The sequence below is a fragment of the Nonlabens sp. genome (genome assembly GCF_051251825.1).
Taxonomy (GTDB): Bacteria; Bacteroidota; Bacteroidia; order Flavobacteriales; family Flavobacteriaceae; genus Nonlabens.
The window spans coordinates 113,703-130,494 of the sequence record NZ_JBPOGG010000007.1; the positions used below are offsets into that span (position 1 = coordinate 113,703).

The window sequence follows — 16,792 nt, forward strand, 5'->3', positions numbered from 1 at the left end:
GAAAATACCAGTCTTTCTCTCAGAGTAAAAGATTGTTTTAAAATTCTTGTGGGTAATAATGGATTGCCAAGTGCGTGAATTTTGCTCTGTAGTTATGAGTTTCTTATCAACAAAGTGAGGTCTTTGAGCCTATTGCTGTAACCACTTTCATTGTCGTACCAGCCTATAACTTTAATTAATTTCCCGATGACAGATGTCATTTGTGAGTCAAATATACAGGAGTAAGGACTGCCAGATATGTCTATAGAAACAAGAGGTACGTCTGTGTAAGAGAATGTATTAGGATTCGCTTTCGCGAAAGCTAAAAAAGCAGCATTAACTTCTTCTATACTGGTGTCACGTTTTACATTAATGGTCATGTCTGTAAGACTACCGTTAGGCACTGGAACACGTATTCCGCAACCACCGATGACATTGCTTAAGTGAGGAAAAATCTTGGTAAGAGCTTTGGCAGCACCTGTGGTAGTAGGAACGATGGATTGTCCTGCAGCACGAGCTCGTCGCAAATCATTGTGAGGCTGGTCGTGCAAACTTTGATCTGTAGTATAACTATGAACCGTTGTAATGTAGGCTTGTTCCACACCACATAGTTCATCGAGGACTTTTATAAATGGAGCCGCATTATTAGTAGTGCAACTAGCGTTTGAAAGAATAGTGTCATCATCATTGATAATGTGATCATTAACTCCGAGAACCACGGTTTTTATATCGTCATCTATTGGTGGCGCGCTTAGAATCACTTTTTTAGCACCAGCTTTTAAGTGTTTGTCTAGGTCTTCACGAGTCTTAAATTTACCAGTAGATTCAATGACTACATCCACATCATGCCAATTTAAATCGTCTAAGTTTTTATGATGTGTAAATTGTATCGATTTATCGTTTACAATAATGGAATGGTCAGTATGAGTAACATCATGCATAAGAGTCCCATGAATGGAATCATACTTTAATAAATGCGCCATGACATGAGTAGGAGCAAGATCGTTAATAGCGACAACTTCAATGTCTTTATTATCAAGAACTGTTCTTAGAAAAGTACGTCCTATACGACCGAATCCATTTATGGCGACTTTAATCATTTTTTCGTCTTAGAGCTAAATAAAAGACTAAACTAGTGCAAATCCCACTTAAACTAATTAAATAGAAATCTAGGTCAAACTTACTTCTATCAATTGCCATTGCTATTTGAATTACAGTAATAATGACTGTAAAAATCAGTAGTATTTTTAAAGTTCTTTTGGAAAACTTCACGCCTATAATATGTGCTTATGAGCCTTATAAGAACTACGCACTAAAGCACCACTCTCCACATGACGGAAACCCATTTCAAGACCTATTGTTTCATATTTCTTAAACTGCTCTGGTGTGATAAATTCTTTTACAGGTAAATGTTTTTTTGAAGGTTGTAGATACTGACCTATTGTTACAACATCCACATCATTTGCTCTCAAGTCTTTCATTACTTGAATCACCTCTTCTTCACGTTCACCTAAACCTAGCATGATCCCAGATTTAGTTCTTTTAATTCCTTGTTGCTTTAAGTATCTTAAAACTTCAAGACTTGTATCATATTTTGCCTGGATACGTACCTCACGAGTTAAACGCCTTACGGTTTCCATGTTATGAGAAACAACTTCGGGATTTGCCTCAACGATACGATCTATATTACGTGTGTTTCCTTGAAAATCTGGAATAAGTGTTTCAAGGGTTGTTTCTGGATTCATGCGACGTATGGCAGCAACGGTTTCTTTCCATATGATAGATCCCATGTCTTTTAAATCATCGCGATCCACACTTGTGACTACTGCATGTTTAATTCCCATTAATTTGATAGAACGAGCCACCTTTTCAGGTTCTGCCCAATCTATGTCATCTGGACGACCGGTTTTTACACCGCAAAAGCCGCAGGAACGTGTGCAGGTATTTCCTAGAATCATAAACGTAGCTGTTCCTTCTGTCCAGCATTCTCCCATATTAGGACAACTACCTGATGTGCAGATGGTATGCAGGTCATATTTATCAACCAGTCCACGTAATTCTTTATATTTCTTCCCTACAGGAAGTTTCACTCGCAACCATTTAGGTTTCCCTTGTTTAGGTGGCGCAATCGATTCTTTTACTGTATTCATACTACAAAGTTAGTTATAAAGCTTTGGTAAGCGGTCAAGTAGTCGTTAAAAAAGGTATAAACTGACTATTTCCACTGTTTGGGTTGTTTCCTAGCATTAGTAAAGAAAAGACCTAATTGAGTAAAAACAAGCAAGATTTCCAAGAATGGTAGGAATGGTATGATGTCGCTTTCGCGAAAGCGTGATAATCCTTTCCCTACAACTATCCATACCACAAGATATCTCAATAAAACGAGTGCTAGAATATACATCCAGTTGATGCCTAAAATAAAACCTACTGCAGCGGCAATAAAAAAGCCTAATTGCGAGAAATAATAAAGTCCTAAAAGAAATTTATGGCCCGATTTATAATGAGAAGCTGTGTTAATGTGACGGCGTTTTTGAGTCCACCAGGTTTTCCAAGTATTTTTAGGAGCGCTTATGGTGAAACCATCTGGTTCTATAACGACTGCGGTATTAGTTTTAGTAGCTGCTTGATTGACAAATAAATCATCATCTCCACCCATGATTTTCATGTGGTCTATAAAACCGCTCACATCATAAAACTGTTTTGCGGTATAACCTAAGTTGCGACCTACGCCCATATAAGGATTTCCATGCAACGCATAGCTCATATATTGAATTGCGGTAATTCCAGTCTCGTATCTTATAAGTGCGTTGAGTAGCGAATATTTCTTTTTCTCGTAAGCTCCATAGCCCAGAACTATACTTTTATTTGCTGTAAAACCGCTCGCCATTTGTTGTAACCAGTCGGTACTTGCTGGTTTACAGTCTGCGTCTATGAATATCAACTTATCGTTAACCGCTTTTTTAATCCCTAAGGTCAGAGCATATTTTTTATTACCCCAGAAACTCTCATTGTTAACCACGTCCACTTTTTTAACGCGACTATCCAGGTTTTCAAATCGTTCAATAACTTCTAGCGTATCATCTATAGAAGCGTCATTGATAAGAATAATTTCAAAGTTGGGATAATTTTGTTCCAGTAATAATGGAACTAGAGTGGCGAGATTTTCTTGTTCGTTTTTAGAACAAACGATCACAGAAACAGGTTCGTTTATGACACCATTTTGAGCTGGCTTATAAAAACCTACTCGGGCTAAAAAGAAATAATATATAATATTGAGGAGCACAAATCCAGCAAGGACTATAAACGCTATGCCTATTTCCATCTACTGACTAAGATTCTAAAGAAGGATTCTTACATTCTTGCTCGTCAGGTAATTTACCGCACATTCCACAAGCTTCTCCATCTTTGTTGAGAAATGGATTCTGACTTGCACAAGTTCCTGCAAATTTCCCGTCTTTCTTTGCCCAAATTTTTATAGCAATACCGCCAAAAGCGAGTGCTAATAAACCGATAGTAATTAAGATTAATTCCATGCTGCAAATTTAAGAATAATAAGTGATGTAATCTTAATTCTGAATTAAATTCACTTCGGTTTCAATGTTGATTCCGTAGCGGTTTTTTACTGTAGATTGAATCTCTTGAGCCAGTGCTATGAGGTCTTGACCGGTTGCGTTTCCATGATTGACTAATACTAGAGCTTGTTTATCATGTACTCCAGCATCTCCACGACGCGTCCCCTTAAAACCGCACTGATCTATCAACCAGCCAGCAGGTACTTTTACTTGCAAGTCGTTTACTGGATAATGAGGAACGTCTGGATGCATTCTTATGAGGTCTTCATAGTAGCCTTTTTCAATAATAGGGTTCTTGAAAAAACTACCGCTGTTTCCTAAAACTTTTGGATCTGGAAGTTTACTGCTTCTTATATTGATAACTGCTTGTGCCACCGTTTTTATACTCAATTCCAGGTTGAGGTTCTCTAATTCTTCTTGGATTGCTCCATAACTGGTTTTGAGCTGGTAATTATCAGTCGTAGAAACATCTGTTAGTTTAAAAGTAACTGATGTAATGACATATTTCCCCAGTGCTTCATTTTTAAAAATAGAATCACGATAACCAAATTGACATTCCTCAAGAGTCAAAGTTTTAACCTCTCGAGTTTTAATATCCATGACTGTGCAGGAAACAAAAGTATCCTTCAATTCCACACCATAAGCACCTATGTTTTGAATAGGAGCAGTACCTATATTACCAGGAATAAGTGCCATGTTTTCAATTCCAGCCCAGTGATTATCGATACAGTACATTACAAAATCATGCCAGTTCTCACCAGCCATTGCGGTAATGTGAACTTCATGATTTCCTTGTTCTTGAATTTCTTTTCCTTTTAAATTCACATGTATAACAGGTCGGTCTACATCATTCAAGAGCAACATATTGCTGCCGCCACCTAGAAGGAAAATTTCCTCGTTATGATAATAGGAGAGAACCTCACTTAATTGCTGTAGTGTGGATATGTTTGAATACGCTTTTGCGAAAGCGTTTATACCAAAAGTGTTGAATTCCTTAAGAGAAACATGTGATTTAATTTCTATCACGCGTTATATACTTTAAGCGCTTCTTCAAGAATTCTCACTGCTTTTATAAGCGATTCCTTTTCCAGTACGTATGCAATTCTTATTTGGTTTTTACCTACTCCAGGAGTACTGTAAAATCCAGCAGCAGGAGCTACCATAATAGTTTCATTGTTGAGATGGAAAGACTCGAGCATCCATTGTGCAAAAGCATCTGTATCTTCTACTGGAAGTTGAGCCACGCAGTAAAATGCGCCACCTGGATTTGCAACCTTAACACCAGGGATATTTTTAAGTCCATTTATTAAAATGTCACGTCTCTCTATATATTCACCGATTACTTCATCAAAATAAGCTTGAGAAGTATCAAGTGCAGCCTCAGCAGCGATTTGTGCAAACGTAGGTGGACTTAATCTTGCTTGGGCAAATTTCATAGCTGTTGCCATGACTTCTTTATTCTTAGAAACCATGCAACCTATACGTGCACCACACATGCTGTATCTTTTAGAAACAGAATCAATCATGATAGCGTGTTCCTCGAGTCCAGGCATGTTCATTACAGATAGGTGCGTGCGACCATCATAAGCAAATTCACGATAAACCTCGTCAGACACTAAGAATAAATCATGTTTCTTAACAAGCGCTGCCAGTTGATTCATTTCTTCTTGGGTATATAAATAACCTGTAGGGTTTCCTGGATTACAGATTAATATAGCTTTAGTCTTCTCAGTAATCAGCTCTTCAAATGCACTTATGGAAGGTAATGCAAAGTTATTCTCAATAGTAGTAGGGATAGGTCTTACAGTAACACCACTGGCTGTTGCAAAACCATTATAGTTTGCATAAAAAGGTTCAGGGATAATTACTTCGTCTCCATAATCACAAATACTTCCCATAGCAAAAAGTAGTGCTTCACTACCACCTGTAGAAACGATGATGTCATCTACAGTTAAGCCCATATCAATTTTATTATAATGAGCGGCTAGTTTAATGCGATAAGATTCGTTTCCTGCACTATGACTATAAGCGAGGATTTCCATATTTGTATCCTTCACTGCTTGGATAGCTTGGCTAGGCGTCTTGATGTCTGGTTGACCTATGTTTAATGGATATATATGAACACCACGTTTTTTTGCAGCTTCTGCAAATGGTACGAGTTTTCTAACAGGTGAAGAAGGCATAATAGCGCCTTTATGAGAAATTGCTGGCATTTAATTTATTTTGTGGTGCAAAGGTAATACGACTACTTAAATAAATTAAAGAGTTTAGGAAATCCTTATATTTATAATCAATGAAAAGAATCATACTATTAAAACTCTTCCTGTTTGCTTCTATATCTATGGTTGCGCAGTCTAATTTTGAGCTTGTTAAAGGGAATAAAGAGACTGTTTCATTTCAATCCAGTGCTAACTTAATTATAATTCCTGCCTTTGTTAATGGGACGCAACTCAACTTTATAGTAGACACAGGCTCTGCGAGATCGTTAATTTATGATATCAAAGGAATAGATTCTTTAACCATTAAAAAAGGTAGAGTTTTAACTTATGGTGGTTTAGGTTCTGATAATTATTTTGAAGCTTATTACAGTCCTAGTAATCAATTGAGAATAGGTGAACATTTAGTAAGTGATAATGCGGAGATCTTAATTATGGTAAATGAGAACTTCAGTGATACTAACCGATTAGGAATTGAAATTAATGGAGTAATAGGAGCTGATTTATTTAAAAACCTCATTGTAGAAATAGATTATATCTCTGAGAAGATGCACTTCTATAGGCATACTAAAAAATTGCCTCGCAGATTGCGTAATGCAAATTTTCAAAATTTTGAAAAAATAAATAACAAACCATACATAAAGGCTATTGTTGGAAATGATGGTTCGCAAATAGAAACCTCATTGTTAGTAGATTCTGGTAGTAGTGATGCTTTACTATTACGCAGTATAGATTCTACTCTATTTAATTTTCCTAAAAAAGGTTTTAGGGATTATCTCGGTTACGGTCTTGCAGGAGAATTATTTGGTCGTAGGTCTAAAGTGGATAGATTATCAATTTTAGATTTTGACCTGAAGAGATCTACAGTTTCTTTTCCAGATGATAGCGAGAAGCATTCTTCAAGTTTTAATGATAATGCTAACGGTTCCATAGGTGGAGAAACCTTAAGGAGATTTGATGTAATATTAGATTATAAAAATTCCAGATTATCTCTGTATCCTAATGAAGCATTTGAAGAAGGCTATTATTATAATATGGCAGGATTAAGTTTGAAGTTAGAAGGCGCAGACCTAGACGTAACTGTTGAAGATGGGAAATGGGATGGAACTCAAGGTCTTTATAAAAAGAGTGAAGGACAAGTCACACTTCAAAAATCTTATATTACTTATAAGATGATTCCTAAAATTATTGTCGCAAGTGTTACTGAGAATTCTGTAGCTTATCTGGCCGGAATAAGAGAAGGAGATCAAATTATGAAAATGAATGGAAGGTTAGGAGAAAACTTAACCATAACAAAAGCAAGCAGTTTTTTTTATAAAAATCCTTATTCAAATCTAAAGATCACCTACAAAAGACTAGAAGAGGAATATGATGTCTTGCTCTACCTTAAACCCATAATAGAATAATCTACATTTTCATTTCCTCGTCTTCCTTACTATCATCTGCAGCAGGTAAAACTTCACCTATTAGGTTAAGAGGAATTAATTTTTCTGTAGTATTCGTGTTGGCAGTAATCGTTTTTACAATTGGGCCTACTTTTTTAGTGTCATACTTCACTTTAATCTCACCTTTTTCACCAGGAGCAATTGCGCCTTCAGGTTTATAAACGATATCACAGTTACAAGCAGAGTAGATGTTGTATATTTTTAAAGGATGTTCACCAGTATTAGTAAAAGTAAATGTGCGTACTCCATCACTACCTTTTTTGATTTTACCATAATCAATTGTAGTTTTTTCAAATTCAACAGTTGTAGTCTTATCGAGAGTAGATTCATTTTGCGCAAAACTTAATTGCGTAAAACCGAATGCTATAAATAAAAGGAATAAATTTTTCATGATCATTTTCTTTATCGGGATTAAAAGTAATTATTACTACTTAAAGGTTGTGTTAATGATGTGTATAATTTAAGTAAATAGTACTTTTGTCGATGAAATTTCAAAAACTGAGCCAAAAATGTCCATTGCACCAAAATACGACTCTCAAACCATAGAAAATAAGTGGTATGACTACTGGATGAAGAATGATTTCTTCTCGTCTGTACCAGATGAAAGAGAAAGTTATACGATTGTAATTCCGCCACCTAATGTGACAGGAGTATTGCACATGGGACACATGCTTAATAATACTATTCAAGATGTTCTTATAAGAAGAGCGAGATTGAAAGGTTATAACGCTTGTTGGGTTCCAGGAACTGACCATGCTTCAATTGCTACAGAGGCAAAGGTTGTGAAGAAATTAAAAGAGCAAGGCATAGATAAAAACGATTTAACTCGTGAAGAATTTTTAAAACACGCTTGGGACTGGACTGACGAGTATGGTGGTATAATTCTAGAACAATTAAAAAAACTAGGAGCAAGTTGTGACTGGTCGCGTACTAAGTTCACTCTAGATGACGATATGTCTGCATCTGTAATTAAGGTTTTTGTAGATCTTTATAACAAGGATATGATCTATCGTGGTTTCCGTATGGTGAACTGGGATCCAGAGGCTAAGACTACACTTAGTGATGAAGAAGTTATTTATGAAGAGCGCAATGGTCATTTATACCACTTAAAATATCAAATAAAAGGAAGCAACGATTTTATCTCGATCGCAACCACTCGACCTGAAACTATTCTAGGAGATACCGCTATTTGCGTACATCCAGACGATAAACGTTACACTGATCTTATAGGTAAAACCGTAATCGTTCCTATTGTAAATCGTGAGATTCCTGTGATTGCAGATGAATACGTGGACATGGAATTTGGTACAGGAGCTTTAAAAATAACTCCTGCGCATGATGAAAACGATAAGAAAATAGGAGAGACGCACAATTTAGAAGTGATTGATATCTTCAATGAAGATGCGAGCTTGAACAGCTTTGGACTTCATTATGAAGGTAAAGACCGTTTTGTAGTACGTAAGGAAATTTCTAAAGAACTTGAAGAAAAAGGTCTTTTAATAAAGAAAGAAAACCACGTTCATAAAGTAGGAACAAGTGAGCGTACAGGAGCTGTAATTGAGCCACGATTGAGTGATCAGTGGTTTTTAAAAATGGAAGAACTTGCGCAACCAGCTATTAAAGCGGTAAAAGAAGATATCGTAGAGTTATTACCGCCTAAGTTTAAGAATACTTATTTCCACTGGATGGAAAACGTACGCGATTGGAATATTTCTCGTCAGTTAATGTGGGGACAGCGCATTCCAGCTTATTTCTATGGTGATGGTAAGAATGATTTTGTTGTTGCAACTTGTATTGAAGATGCGGTTACGCTTTCGCGAAAGCGAACTAATAACGACAGTCTACAAGCTACAGATTTGCGTCAAGAAAATGACGTTCTAGATACCTGGTTCTCTAGTTGGTTATGGCCTATCAGTGTTTTTAATGGAGTGCTTGAACCTGAAAATGAAGAGATTAATTACTATTATCCTACAAGAGATTTAGTGACCGGTCCAGATATTTTATTCTTTTGGGTAGCGCGTATGATCGTTGCTGGTTATGAGTTAAGAGATGAAAAACCATTTGATAAAGTTTATTTAACAGGTTTAGTACGAGATAAGCAACGTCGCAAAATGTCTAAATCATTAGGGAATTCTCCAGATGCTTTAAAGCTCATAGAAGAATACGGAGCTGATGGTGTACGAGTAGGCCTTTTATTAAGTGCAGCAGCAGGTAATGACATCATGTTTGATGAAGATCTATGCCAGCAAGGTAAAGGCTTTGTAAATAAAATGTTTCAGGCATACTTTGGGTTAATTAATAACTGGGAAGTGGACGCTTCTCTAAAGCAACCAGCGCATAGCGTTAAAGCAATTGCCTGGTATAGAAGTCGTTTTAATCAAGTCCTTGCAGAGGTGGAAGATCACTATTCAAAATATAGATTGAGTGATGTGTTGATGTCTAGTTATAAGTTAATTTATGATGATTTTTGTGGATGGTTGCTAGAAATCATTAAACCAGAATATCAACAACCTATCGATCCTAAAACACTCGCTGAGGTTATTGAGTTGTTTGAAGATAATTTGAGATTAATTCATCCATTTACTCCTTTTATTAGTGAGGAGTTATGGCAATCCATTGCTGATCGTGATGTTAAAGATGCACTTTGTATCAATACGTGGCCAGTTGCTGGAGCAATAGATCAGTCATTATTGAATGATTTTGAATTAGTTCAAGATATCATATCTGGAATAAGAACGGTACGTAAGGAAAAGCAAATAAGCTTTAAAAATAAGATTACGTTAAGCGCCATAAATAATGAGAAGTTGTCTAACGATTATAATGGTCTCATTATGAAAATGGGGAACGTTTCTCAAATTGATACGGTTACTGAACAAGTAAGTGGAGCTGCTAGTTATCGTGTAAAATCAAATGAGTATTTCATACCACTTGAAGGAAATATAGATGTAGCAGCAGAGCTTGAAAAGCTAGCTGGCGAACTTAAAAGGGCTCAAGGTTTCCTTGTAGGAGTTCAAAAAAAGTTGGGTAATGAACGTTTTGTGAGTAGTGCTCCAGAGCAAGTAGTAGCCATAGAAAAGAAAAAGGAGGCAGATGCTCTTGCAAAAATCGAAACGATAGAAGCAAGTATGAAAGCTTTAAAAGGCTAGTCTAAAAAAGTGATAAATTTAAACGACCTCAATTGAGGTCGTTTTTTGTTTAAATTCGTTTCTTAAACAAATTAAGATGAATCAATATATTAATGACTTTAGTTACGCTTTAATAGTATGGCAACTAGTTATGGCGGTTTTTTGGATTGCTGTAATTATAGCGTTAGTGAAATTATACATGCTCCTCATCAAGTATCTTAAACTAAGAATTAATCAATTAGAAAATAATAGAAATGAATGAGGTTATTAATAAAGTAGAAGAACCTACGTTTATGGAAAATCCTATCGTGATACTATTAACTTCTATTGTATTGCTAGTGGTTCTCGTTAAAGGCGTAATATGGCTTACTAAGTATCTCTTAAATTCTACAAATGAAAAGCCGCGAGATTTAAAATAATACTACCAAGGTTTAGGGTAAAGCTTTTCTATTATTTTAATATACCTTTCTTTAGCTTCTTTTTTGGAAATAGCTTGAACTTGAATGAGCGCATTCATTTTAAAGGCGCTTCTCAAATCATTAGATTGGAAACTGCGATTGCTTACATAAGGTTCGTCTATGGCTCTCTTATAATATGCATATAGTTGTAGTTGCAAATCTGGTGGCACTAAAGATTGTTCTTCAGAGCTTGCCTTTGCAAATGCATCGTTAAAAGCGATATCGAGGTCCTTATCTGTCATTAAAACTGTGCTAATACGGTAACACCACCTTTTACCTTTTGATTAAGAGCGACACTAACTGGAGTGTCCACTGGAAGATAAACATCTACTCTAGAACCAAATTTAATAAATCCACTTTCACTTCCTTGATCAACGTTATCATTTTCTACAGCGTAGTTCACTATGCGTTTAGCAAGTGCGCCGGCAATTTGTCTGTGCATGACTTGCTGTCCATTTTTATGATCGACAACTACTGTTGTTCTTTCGTTCTCTTCGCTGGCTTTAGGATGCCAAGCTACTAGGTATTTTCCTGGGTGATATTTGCTATAACTTACTTTTCCACCTACAGGATAACGAGTAACATGAACATTAATAGGTGACATAAATACTGAAATCATCAAGCGTTCACCTTTAAAATATTCATTTTCTTGAACTTTTTCAATAACAACAACTTTACCATCTACTGGTGAGACTATAGTTGCGTCATCAAAAATGGTAGTTCTAGTAGGGTTTCTAAAAAATTGAAGTATGATGATAAGGAAGACTAGCCCTAGAGCAATTAGGATATAAGATAGCCAACTAGGCATCTCAATTTGCGTTGCCAGTGCGGCAAGAGCTCCTGCGACAACAAATCCTATAATAATTGAAATTGTACCTTCTTTATGAAACATAATTGATAATTGTAAAAAATAAATAAGCAAATGGTGCTGCAAAGATAATACTGTCCATTCTATCAAAAATACCACCATGCCCAGGCATAATGCTACCGCTGTCTTTGACTTCAGCTTGTCTTTTAATTTTAGACTGTATTAAATCTCCTATTGTGCCAAAAAAGGCTACTATAAATGCTAGTAGAACCCACTGCCATAATTCATATCCACCTACAAAGTAATAAAGACCTACACCAGCGAGAAGCGCCATGAATAAGCCACCTAGAAACCCTTCAATAGTTTTCTTAGGCGAAATGCGTTCAAGTAATTTGTGCTTACCAAAGTTCTTCCCAGTAAGATAGGCAAAACTATCATTTACCCATATAATTAGAAACATACCTACCAGTAGCTCTGGCTTATAGTATATGTTATCGTTTTGATCGATTTGCATAGGAATAAGAGCCAAAAAAAGACTGCTGCCTATGAGATAGAGCAAAGCTATAATGTGCTTTTTAGTATTGAATAATGGTATTCGGTTTAATAAAACCAAATCTCTTATGAGATAAACATTAACTAATAAGGTACCTGCGAGCAATGAGTATATAATATAATTGTAAATCGTTTTATACTCTGCTGGCCATTCTAACCATACCAGGAAAAAGTAAGAAAGTGGTAAAACAGGATAAATAAGCCATTGCTTCAGCCTTATCATAGGCATGAGTTCTACTAAACAGATAAAAGCAAATATGCAGAATAGAATAATGAATACTTCTGGCGGTGCATATAGAGCGCTAAGTACGACTAGCGCAACATAGATTATTCCAGATATGGAACGTACTAATAATTCCCTCATTCTATAAGTCTTCTAATAAAATGAGGTAAACTCTCTTAGTAGGAACACCATAATTCATAAGGTCTTTTTTCTCCTGGACTTTAGGTTCTTGAAAGTTCTTTAGGGTAGTGATATTCGTAGGTATGTTAGATCCGCTGCGGTGTTTAATTCCACGTAATCCTTCACCTATAGACTCTACTATCTGGCTGGCAGTAGCAAGAACAACCATAGTTCCCGGAAAATCTGCTGGTTTCTTTTCTTTAAGTTGGTTTGAAGAAAATAAAATCGCGCCATTATCTGCGATGACGTATTCACATGTAGTTAAGAAAAAACTACAATCATCATGAACGTCAGAGAATTGAAGGTTGAATCCATCAAATCGCCCTCTTAAATTATGATCATTGCATAGCACGCTCGTTTCATAAAAGTCGTGCTCTACAAGTACATCTTCAAAATTTGCTTGAACTTCATTTTCATCTAAAGAATAAAGAAAACGTCCACCTTGCCGAGTAAAATTGTGAATGAATCGCTCGTCTAGCGGTAACTTCTCTTCGGGCATATATTTAGAGCGCTCCATATCATCATGCTGAGAAGACTCAGTATTTGATGATTTTTTGAAGAGTTTTTTAAAAATACTCATCTAGGATAGACTCATTAATGTTAGGGACAAGGTAAATATAACTACTAATTATAGTAGTAGCAAACTATTCTTCTTCCTCTGCAGAAATTGTCTTAGCTGGAATTTTTCTAGTAGATGCTTTTAATGCTATAGCTTCTTCCTTAATAAAGGGACGTTTGCCAAAAATATTCTCCAAATCATCTTTGAAAATCACCTCTTTTTCAAGTAAAACTTCAGCAAGTTGTGTCAACTTATCTTTGTTTTCCTCAAGTATCGCAATAGCTCTTTGATATTGTGCTTCTATGATTTTAGAAATCTCTTGATCTATAATTACAGCAGTTTCTTCACTATAAGGTTTAGACATGCTATACTCTTGCTGTCCACTAGAATCGTAATAAGTGATATTACCTACTTTATCATTAAGTCCATAAATCGTTACCATTGCACGAGCTTGCTTAGTTACTTTCTCAAGATCACTAAGTGCACCAGTTGAAATATTATTGAATATAACTTTCTCTGCAGCACGACCACCCATAGTAGCACACATCTCATCTAGCATTTGCTCAGGACGCACGATTTGTCTTTCTTCAGGTAAATACCATGCGGCACCTAATGATTGACCACGTGGAACAATGGTTACTTTTACTAAAGGCGCAGCATGCTCAGTCATCCAACTTACGGTTGCATGTCCAGCTTCATGGTACGCTATAGTTTTCTTCTCTGATGGAGTGATCAGTTTGTTTTTCTTTTCAAGTCCACCTACTATACGGTCTACTGCATCAAGGAAATCTTGCTTATCTACAGCTTTTTTTCCTTTACGTGCTGCAATCAGTGCAGCCTCGTTACACACATTTGCAATATCTGCACCTGAGAATCCAGGAGTTTGTTTTGCTAGGAATGAAGTGTCTAATTCATTTGCTACCTTTTTAAGTGGTCTCAAGTGAACTTCAAAAATTTCTTCGCGCTCATTCACATCTGGTAAATCCACATAAATTTGACGATCAAAACGACCAGCACGCATTAATGCTTTATCAAGTATGTCAGCACGGTTAGTGGCTGCAATTACTATCACATTTGTATTAGTACCAAAACCATCCATCTCTGTAAGGAGTTGATTCAATGTGTTCTCACGTTCATCATTAGAACCAGAGAAATTTGATTTACCTCTGGCGCGACCTATAGCGTCTATTTCATCAATGAATATGATAGCAGGAGATTTTTCTTTGGCCTGTTTAAATAAGTCACGCACACGACTAGCACCTACACCTACAAACATTTCTACAAAATCAGATCCACTTAATGAGAAGAACGGCACTTTTGCCTCTCCAGCAACAGCTTTTGCAAGTAAAGTTTTACCAGTACCTGGAGAACCTATCAATAAGGCACCTTTAGGAATTTTACCACCTAAGGAAGTATATTTCTCAGGGTTTTTTAAGAAATCTACGATTTCTTGAATTTCTTCTTTGGCACCTTCAAGTCCAGCTACATCTTTAAAAGTAGTTTTAATATCTGTTTTCTGGTCAAAAAGTTTTGCCTTAGACTTGCCTATGTTGAAGATTTGTCCACCAGCACCACCGCCACCACCGCCGCTCATGCGTCGCATTATGAAAATCCATATTCCTATAAGTAATATAAAAGGAAGGAAATTCCATATCATGTTTGTGAACGTAGTGTCTTGAGTTTTATATAAAACTTCAGTTTCTAAGTTTCCAGTTTGCACTGCATCTTCTAGTTGCGGTTGGAAAATCTCAAGATCACCAAACTCAAACTTATATTGCGCCACCTTATTCTGGTTCATCGCACTAGGCTTGAGCGCATCTTTATGCTTTGTCTCATTTGCAAGAGCTTCTTTAGTTAAGAATACCTCTGCAAATCTTCCATTCCATACGATTACCTCTTTCACATCACCATCCTCTAGATATTCAAAGAATTGAGATTTATTGGTCTCTTTAGGTGAATTAACAGCATCATTTATTAAAGAATAGGCAAAAAAAGCAAGTACGATAGGTACTGCTATCCACCACATGCTGAATTTAGGTTTACCGCTTCCTGGTAAAATTGGTTTGTTATTACCTGACTTCTGTTTTGATTTATTTTCTTCAGACATTAGTTTGTATAATCTTAATTAGTAAGCACTTTCAATCACTGTAGTTTTTGCGTCACCCCATAAACTTTCAAGATCATAATAATCTCTTACGTGTTTTTGGAAAACATGAACCACTACATTTACATAATCCATGAGAACCCATTCTGCTTGTGAAGATCCTTCTACATGCCATGGGTTTTCTTGCAATTCCTTGCTTACTTTCCTTTGTACAGAATTTACGATAGCGTTAACTTGAGTGTTTGAATTACCATTACATATGATAAAATAACTAGTTACAGTGTTTTCAATCTCTCTTAAGTCCATGATAATGATGTCATTACCCTTTACATCTTCTATTCCTGCAATTATTTGAGCGATGATCGCATCAGTAGAAACTTTTTCTTTAGTCATCAAATATTTTTTGTTACGACAAATTTATTCTTTTTTTACCAGTGGTTTTACAAAATAAAACTTAATCTCTAGATAAATAGTCACTTGCAAATAGTCAAATTACATGCCACTACATCTACTAATGATGAATTGAGAGCACGCTTTCGCGAAAGCGATACACAACACCTTACTGCCTTATATAGTTTATCTCAATCTCAAGGTCGTGGTAATCGTGGTACCCAATGGCAATCAGATGACGGTAAGAATTTGACATTCAGTGTTTTAATAAAGGATGGTCTTTTTGAAATGACTCCTTTTGAATTAAATCAAATCGTATCTGTGGCGATGGTGGAATGGCTTCAAACTGATTTAAGTATCCAAGCCAAAATAAAATGGCCTAACGACATCCTGTCAGTTCAAAAAAAACTGGCTGGCATACTTATAGAAAATACATTTTCAAATGGAAAGTGGACTCATTCCATCGTTGGAATAGGATTAAATGTAAATCAAGAGGTTTTTCAAGACTTACCTCAAGCGATCTCATTAAAAAACTTAACCGGTAAAACTTTTCTTTTAGAACAATTGTTACTTCAGTTTTTAACACATTTAGATCACGCTTTAAAGAATAGGGCAGTAGCTGTGTCTAAATATCTATCACATCTTTTTAGATATAAGCAGCAAACTAGGTTTGAAATTAACCATCAGATTGTTGACGCTACGGTAAGTGGTATAACACAAAACGGTGAGCTGCTTCTTGAAAAAGAAGGGCAACTCACCGCTTATGATTTAAAACAAGTACGCTGGATTTACTAGAGTTTCTCCAGTCCGTTAGCTAGTTGTTCTAGGAATTTATTGATAGGACCTTTTATCATCATCGCCATCATAGCATTAAAGTCTCCGTTAAATTTAAGTTGAGCTTGTGCACCGTTTGCAACTTGCTCGATATCACAACTTAATGTAAATGCTAGTTTATCGCTAGTGGAGCCTAGTACTACTTGAGTAAAAGGAGTAGATTCTTGCAAGCCTAGTTTAATCTCAGGCATTCCTTTAAGTCCAAAAAGAAACTTGTCATCACCATGAGTTTCAAATTTTGTATCCTCTGGCATCAATTGTTTATAGTTTTCTACCTGAGTCAAGAATTCATATAATTCTTGAGGTGTTTTTTTAGTTTGTACCGTACGGCTTTCTAAATTCATAAT

General features: G+C 36.0%; 18 protein-coding genes. 4 read left to right on the plus strand and 14 right to left on the minus strand.

Features of this window, described 5'->3' with window-relative positions; translation table 11 throughout:
- Window positions 1-92: 92 nt before the first annotated feature.
- The 6 genes from gap to ACSHWW_RS10290 all read right to left on the minus strand — a co-directional run bounded on the left by gap (window position 93) and on the right by ACSHWW_RS10290 (window position 5,764).
- Window positions 93-1,079 (minus strand): type I glyceraldehyde-3-phosphate dehydrogenase, encoded by a 987-nt coding sequence (gene gap, locus ACSHWW_RS10265; RefSeq protein ID WP_435682362.1) that lies wholly within the window; start codon window positions 1,077-1,079, stop codon window positions 93-95.
- Between the two features lie 174 nt (window positions 1,080-1,253).
- Window positions 1,254-2,129: a lipoyl synthase gene (gene lipA, locus ACSHWW_RS10270; RefSeq protein ID WP_435682363.1), complete on the minus strand. Its 876-nt coding sequence runs from the start codon at window positions 2,127-2,129 to the stop codon at window positions 1,254-1,256.
- 65 nt (window positions 2,130-2,194) lie between these two features.
- The gene (locus tag ACSHWW_RS10275) at window positions 2,195-3,301 is read right to left on the minus strand and encodes a glycosyltransferase (RefSeq protein ID WP_435682364.1); all 1,107 of its coding nucleotides are present in this window, start codon (window positions 3,299-3,301) and stop codon (window positions 2,195-2,197) included.
- Between the two features lie 7 nt (window positions 3,302-3,308).
- Complete coding sequence (locus ACSHWW_RS10280; protein WP_435682365.1) at window positions 3,309-3,512, minus strand: membrane or secreted protein; 204 nt, start codon at window positions 3,510-3,512, stop codon at window positions 3,309-3,311.
- A gap of 33 nt (window positions 3,513-3,545) precedes the next feature.
- A complete protein-coding gene (gene murB, locus ACSHWW_RS10285) occupies window positions 3,546-4,574 on the minus strand; it encodes a UDP-N-acetylmuramate dehydrogenase (protein ID WP_435682402.1) in 1,029 nt (342 codons plus the stop codon).
- Complete coding sequence (locus ACSHWW_RS10290) at window positions 4,574-5,764, minus strand: pyridoxal phosphate-dependent aminotransferase (RefSeq protein ID WP_435682366.1); 1,191 nt, start codon at window positions 5,762-5,764, stop codon at window positions 4,574-4,576. Before ACSHWW_RS10290 ends, murB begins: the two co-directional genes overlap by 1 nt.
- 80 nt (window positions 5,765-5,844) lie before the next feature.
- Here ACSHWW_RS10290 and ACSHWW_RS10295 point away from each other — a divergent pair, with 80 nt between their 5' ends.
- Window positions 5,845-7,173 (plus strand): PDZ domain-containing protein, encoded by a 1,329-nt coding sequence (locus ACSHWW_RS10295; protein ID WP_435682367.1) that lies wholly within the window; start codon window positions 5,845-5,847, stop codon window positions 7,171-7,173.
- Between the two features lies 1 nt (window position 7,174).
- On the opposite strand, the gene ACSHWW_RS10300 is transcribed toward ACSHWW_RS10295, so the two are convergent.
- Window positions 7,175-7,603, minus strand: a complete 429-nt coding sequence (locus ACSHWW_RS10300; RefSeq protein ID WP_435682368.1) for a DUF1573 domain-containing protein — start codon at window positions 7,601-7,603, stop codon at window positions 7,175-7,177.
- A 118-nt stretch (window positions 7,604-7,721) separates the two neighbouring features.
- Between ACSHWW_RS10300 and ACSHWW_RS10305 the strand changes: the two genes are divergently transcribed.
- Window positions 7,722-10,358, plus strand: a complete 2,637-nt coding sequence (locus ACSHWW_RS10305) for a valine--tRNA ligase (protein WP_435682369.1) — start codon at window positions 7,722-7,724, stop codon at window positions 10,356-10,358.
- 233 nt (window positions 10,359-10,591) lie between these two features.
- The gene (locus ACSHWW_RS10310; protein WP_435682370.1) at window positions 10,592-10,756 is read left to right on the plus strand and encodes a hypothetical protein; all 165 of its coding nucleotides are present in this window, start codon (window positions 10,592-10,594) and stop codon (window positions 10,754-10,756) included.
- Between the two features lie 2 nt (window positions 10,757-10,758).
- Here ACSHWW_RS10310 and ACSHWW_RS10315 read toward each other — a convergent pair whose 3' ends face one another.
- The 6 genes from ACSHWW_RS10315 to rsfS all read right to left on the minus strand — a co-directional run bounded on the left by ACSHWW_RS10315 (window position 10,759) and on the right by rsfS (window position 15,614).
- Window positions 10,759-11,037, minus strand: a complete 279-nt coding sequence (locus ACSHWW_RS10315) for an acyl-CoA-binding protein (RefSeq protein WP_435682371.1) — start codon at window positions 11,035-11,037, stop codon at window positions 10,759-10,761.
- A complete protein-coding gene (locus ACSHWW_RS10320) occupies window positions 11,037-11,687 on the minus strand; it encodes a phosphatidylserine decarboxylase family protein (RefSeq protein WP_435682372.1) in 651 nt (216 codons plus the stop codon). Before ACSHWW_RS10320 ends, ACSHWW_RS10315 begins: the two co-directional genes overlap by 1 nt.
- Window positions 11,677-12,519 carry a phosphatidate cytidylyltransferase gene (locus tag ACSHWW_RS10325; RefSeq protein ID WP_435682373.1) on the minus strand — a complete coding sequence of 281 codons (843 nt, stop codon included), beginning with the start codon at window positions 12,517-12,519 and terminating at the stop codon, window positions 11,677-11,679. Before ACSHWW_RS10325 ends, ACSHWW_RS10320 begins: the two co-directional genes overlap by 11 nt.
- A gap of 1 nt (window position 12,520) precedes the next feature.
- A complete protein-coding gene (locus tag ACSHWW_RS10330) occupies window positions 12,521-13,138 on the minus strand; it encodes an LUD domain-containing protein (RefSeq protein WP_435682374.1) in 618 nt (205 codons plus the stop codon).
- A gap of 64 nt (window positions 13,139-13,202) precedes the next feature.
- The gene (gene ftsH, locus ACSHWW_RS10335; RefSeq protein ID WP_435682375.1) at window positions 13,203-15,224 is read right to left on the minus strand and encodes an ATP-dependent zinc metalloprotease FtsH; all 2,022 of its coding nucleotides are present in this window, start codon (window positions 15,222-15,224) and stop codon (window positions 13,203-13,205) included.
- An 18-nt stretch (window positions 15,225-15,242) separates the two neighbouring features.
- Window positions 15,243-15,614 carry a ribosome silencing factor gene (rsfS, locus tag ACSHWW_RS10340; RefSeq protein ID WP_435682376.1) on the minus strand — a complete coding sequence of 124 codons (372 nt, stop codon included), beginning with the start codon at window positions 15,612-15,614 and terminating at the stop codon, window positions 15,243-15,245.
- Between the two features lie 84 nt (window positions 15,615-15,698).
- Here rsfS and ACSHWW_RS10345 point away from each other — a divergent pair, with 84 nt between their 5' ends.
- The gene (locus tag ACSHWW_RS10345) at window positions 15,699-16,406 is read left to right on the plus strand and encodes a biotin--[acetyl-CoA-carboxylase] ligase (RefSeq protein ID WP_435682377.1); all 708 of its coding nucleotides are present in this window, start codon (window positions 15,699-15,701) and stop codon (window positions 16,404-16,406) included.
- On the opposite strand, the gene ACSHWW_RS10350 is transcribed toward ACSHWW_RS10345, so the two are convergent.
- Complete coding sequence (locus tag ACSHWW_RS10350; protein WP_435682378.1) at window positions 16,403-16,789, minus strand: SRPBCC family protein; 387 nt, start codon at window positions 16,787-16,789, stop codon at window positions 16,403-16,405. The genes ACSHWW_RS10345 and ACSHWW_RS10350 overlap by 4 nt on opposite strands.
- Between the last annotated feature and the right edge of the window lie 3 nt (window positions 16,790-16,792).

Excerpts from the sequence above, each read along its gene's own strand:
- gap (WP_435682362.1), bottom strand. The coding sequence starts at position 1,079 with ATGATTAAAGTCGCCATAAATGGATTCGGTCGTATAGGACGTACTTTT.
- lipA (WP_435682363.1), bottom strand. The coding sequence starts at position 2,129 with ATGAATACAGTAAAAGAATCGATTGCGCCACCTAAACAAGGGAAACCT.
- ACSHWW_RS10275 (WP_435682364.1), bottom strand. The coding sequence starts at position 3,301 with ATGGAAATAGGCATAGCGTTTATAGTCCTTGCTGGATTTGTGCTCCTC.
- ACSHWW_RS10280 (WP_435682365.1), bottom strand. The coding sequence starts at position 3,512 with ATGGAATTAATCTTAATTACTATCGGTTTATTAGCACTCGCTTTTGGC.
- ACSHWW_RS10290 (WP_435682366.1), bottom strand. The coding sequence starts at position 5,764 with ATGCCAGCAATTTCTCATAAAGGCGCTATTATGCCTTCTTCACCTGTT.
- ACSHWW_RS10295 (WP_435682367.1), top strand. The coding sequence starts at position 5,845 with ATGAAAAGAATCATACTATTAAAACTCTTCCTGTTTGCTTCTATATCT.
- ACSHWW_RS10300 (WP_435682368.1), bottom strand. The coding sequence starts at position 7,603 with ATGAAAAATTTATTCCTTTTATTTATAGCATTCGGTTTTACGCAATTA.
- ACSHWW_RS10305 (WP_435682369.1), top strand. The coding sequence starts at position 7,722 with ATGTCCATTGCACCAAAATACGACTCTCAAACCATAGAAAATAAGTGG.
- ACSHWW_RS10310 (WP_435682370.1), top strand. The coding sequence starts at position 10,592 with ATGAATGAGGTTATTAATAAAGTAGAAGAACCTACGTTTATGGAAAAT.
- ACSHWW_RS10315 (WP_435682371.1), bottom strand. The coding sequence starts at position 11,037 with ATGACAGATAAGGACCTCGATATCGCTTTTAACGATGCATTTGCAAAG.
- ACSHWW_RS10320 (WP_435682372.1), bottom strand. The coding sequence starts at position 11,687 with ATGTTTCATAAAGAAGGTACAATTTCAATTATTATAGGATTTGTTGTC.
- ACSHWW_RS10325 (WP_435682373.1), bottom strand. The coding sequence starts at position 12,519 with ATGAGGGAATTATTAGTACGTTCCATATCTGGAATAATCTATGTTGCG.
- ACSHWW_RS10330 (WP_435682374.1), bottom strand. The coding sequence starts at position 13,138 with ATGAGTATTTTTAAAAAACTCTTCAAAAAATCATCAAATACTGAGTCT.
- ftsH (WP_435682375.1), bottom strand. The coding sequence starts at position 15,224 with ATGTCTGAAGAAAATAAATCAAAACAGAAGTCAGGTAATAACAAACCA.
- rsfS (WP_435682376.1), bottom strand. The coding sequence starts at position 15,614 with ATGACTAAAGAAAAAGTTTCTACTGATGCGATCATCGCTCAAATAATT.
- ACSHWW_RS10350 (WP_435682378.1), bottom strand. The coding sequence starts at position 16,789 with ATGAATTTAGAAAGCCGTACGGTACAAACTAAAAAAACACCTCAAGAA.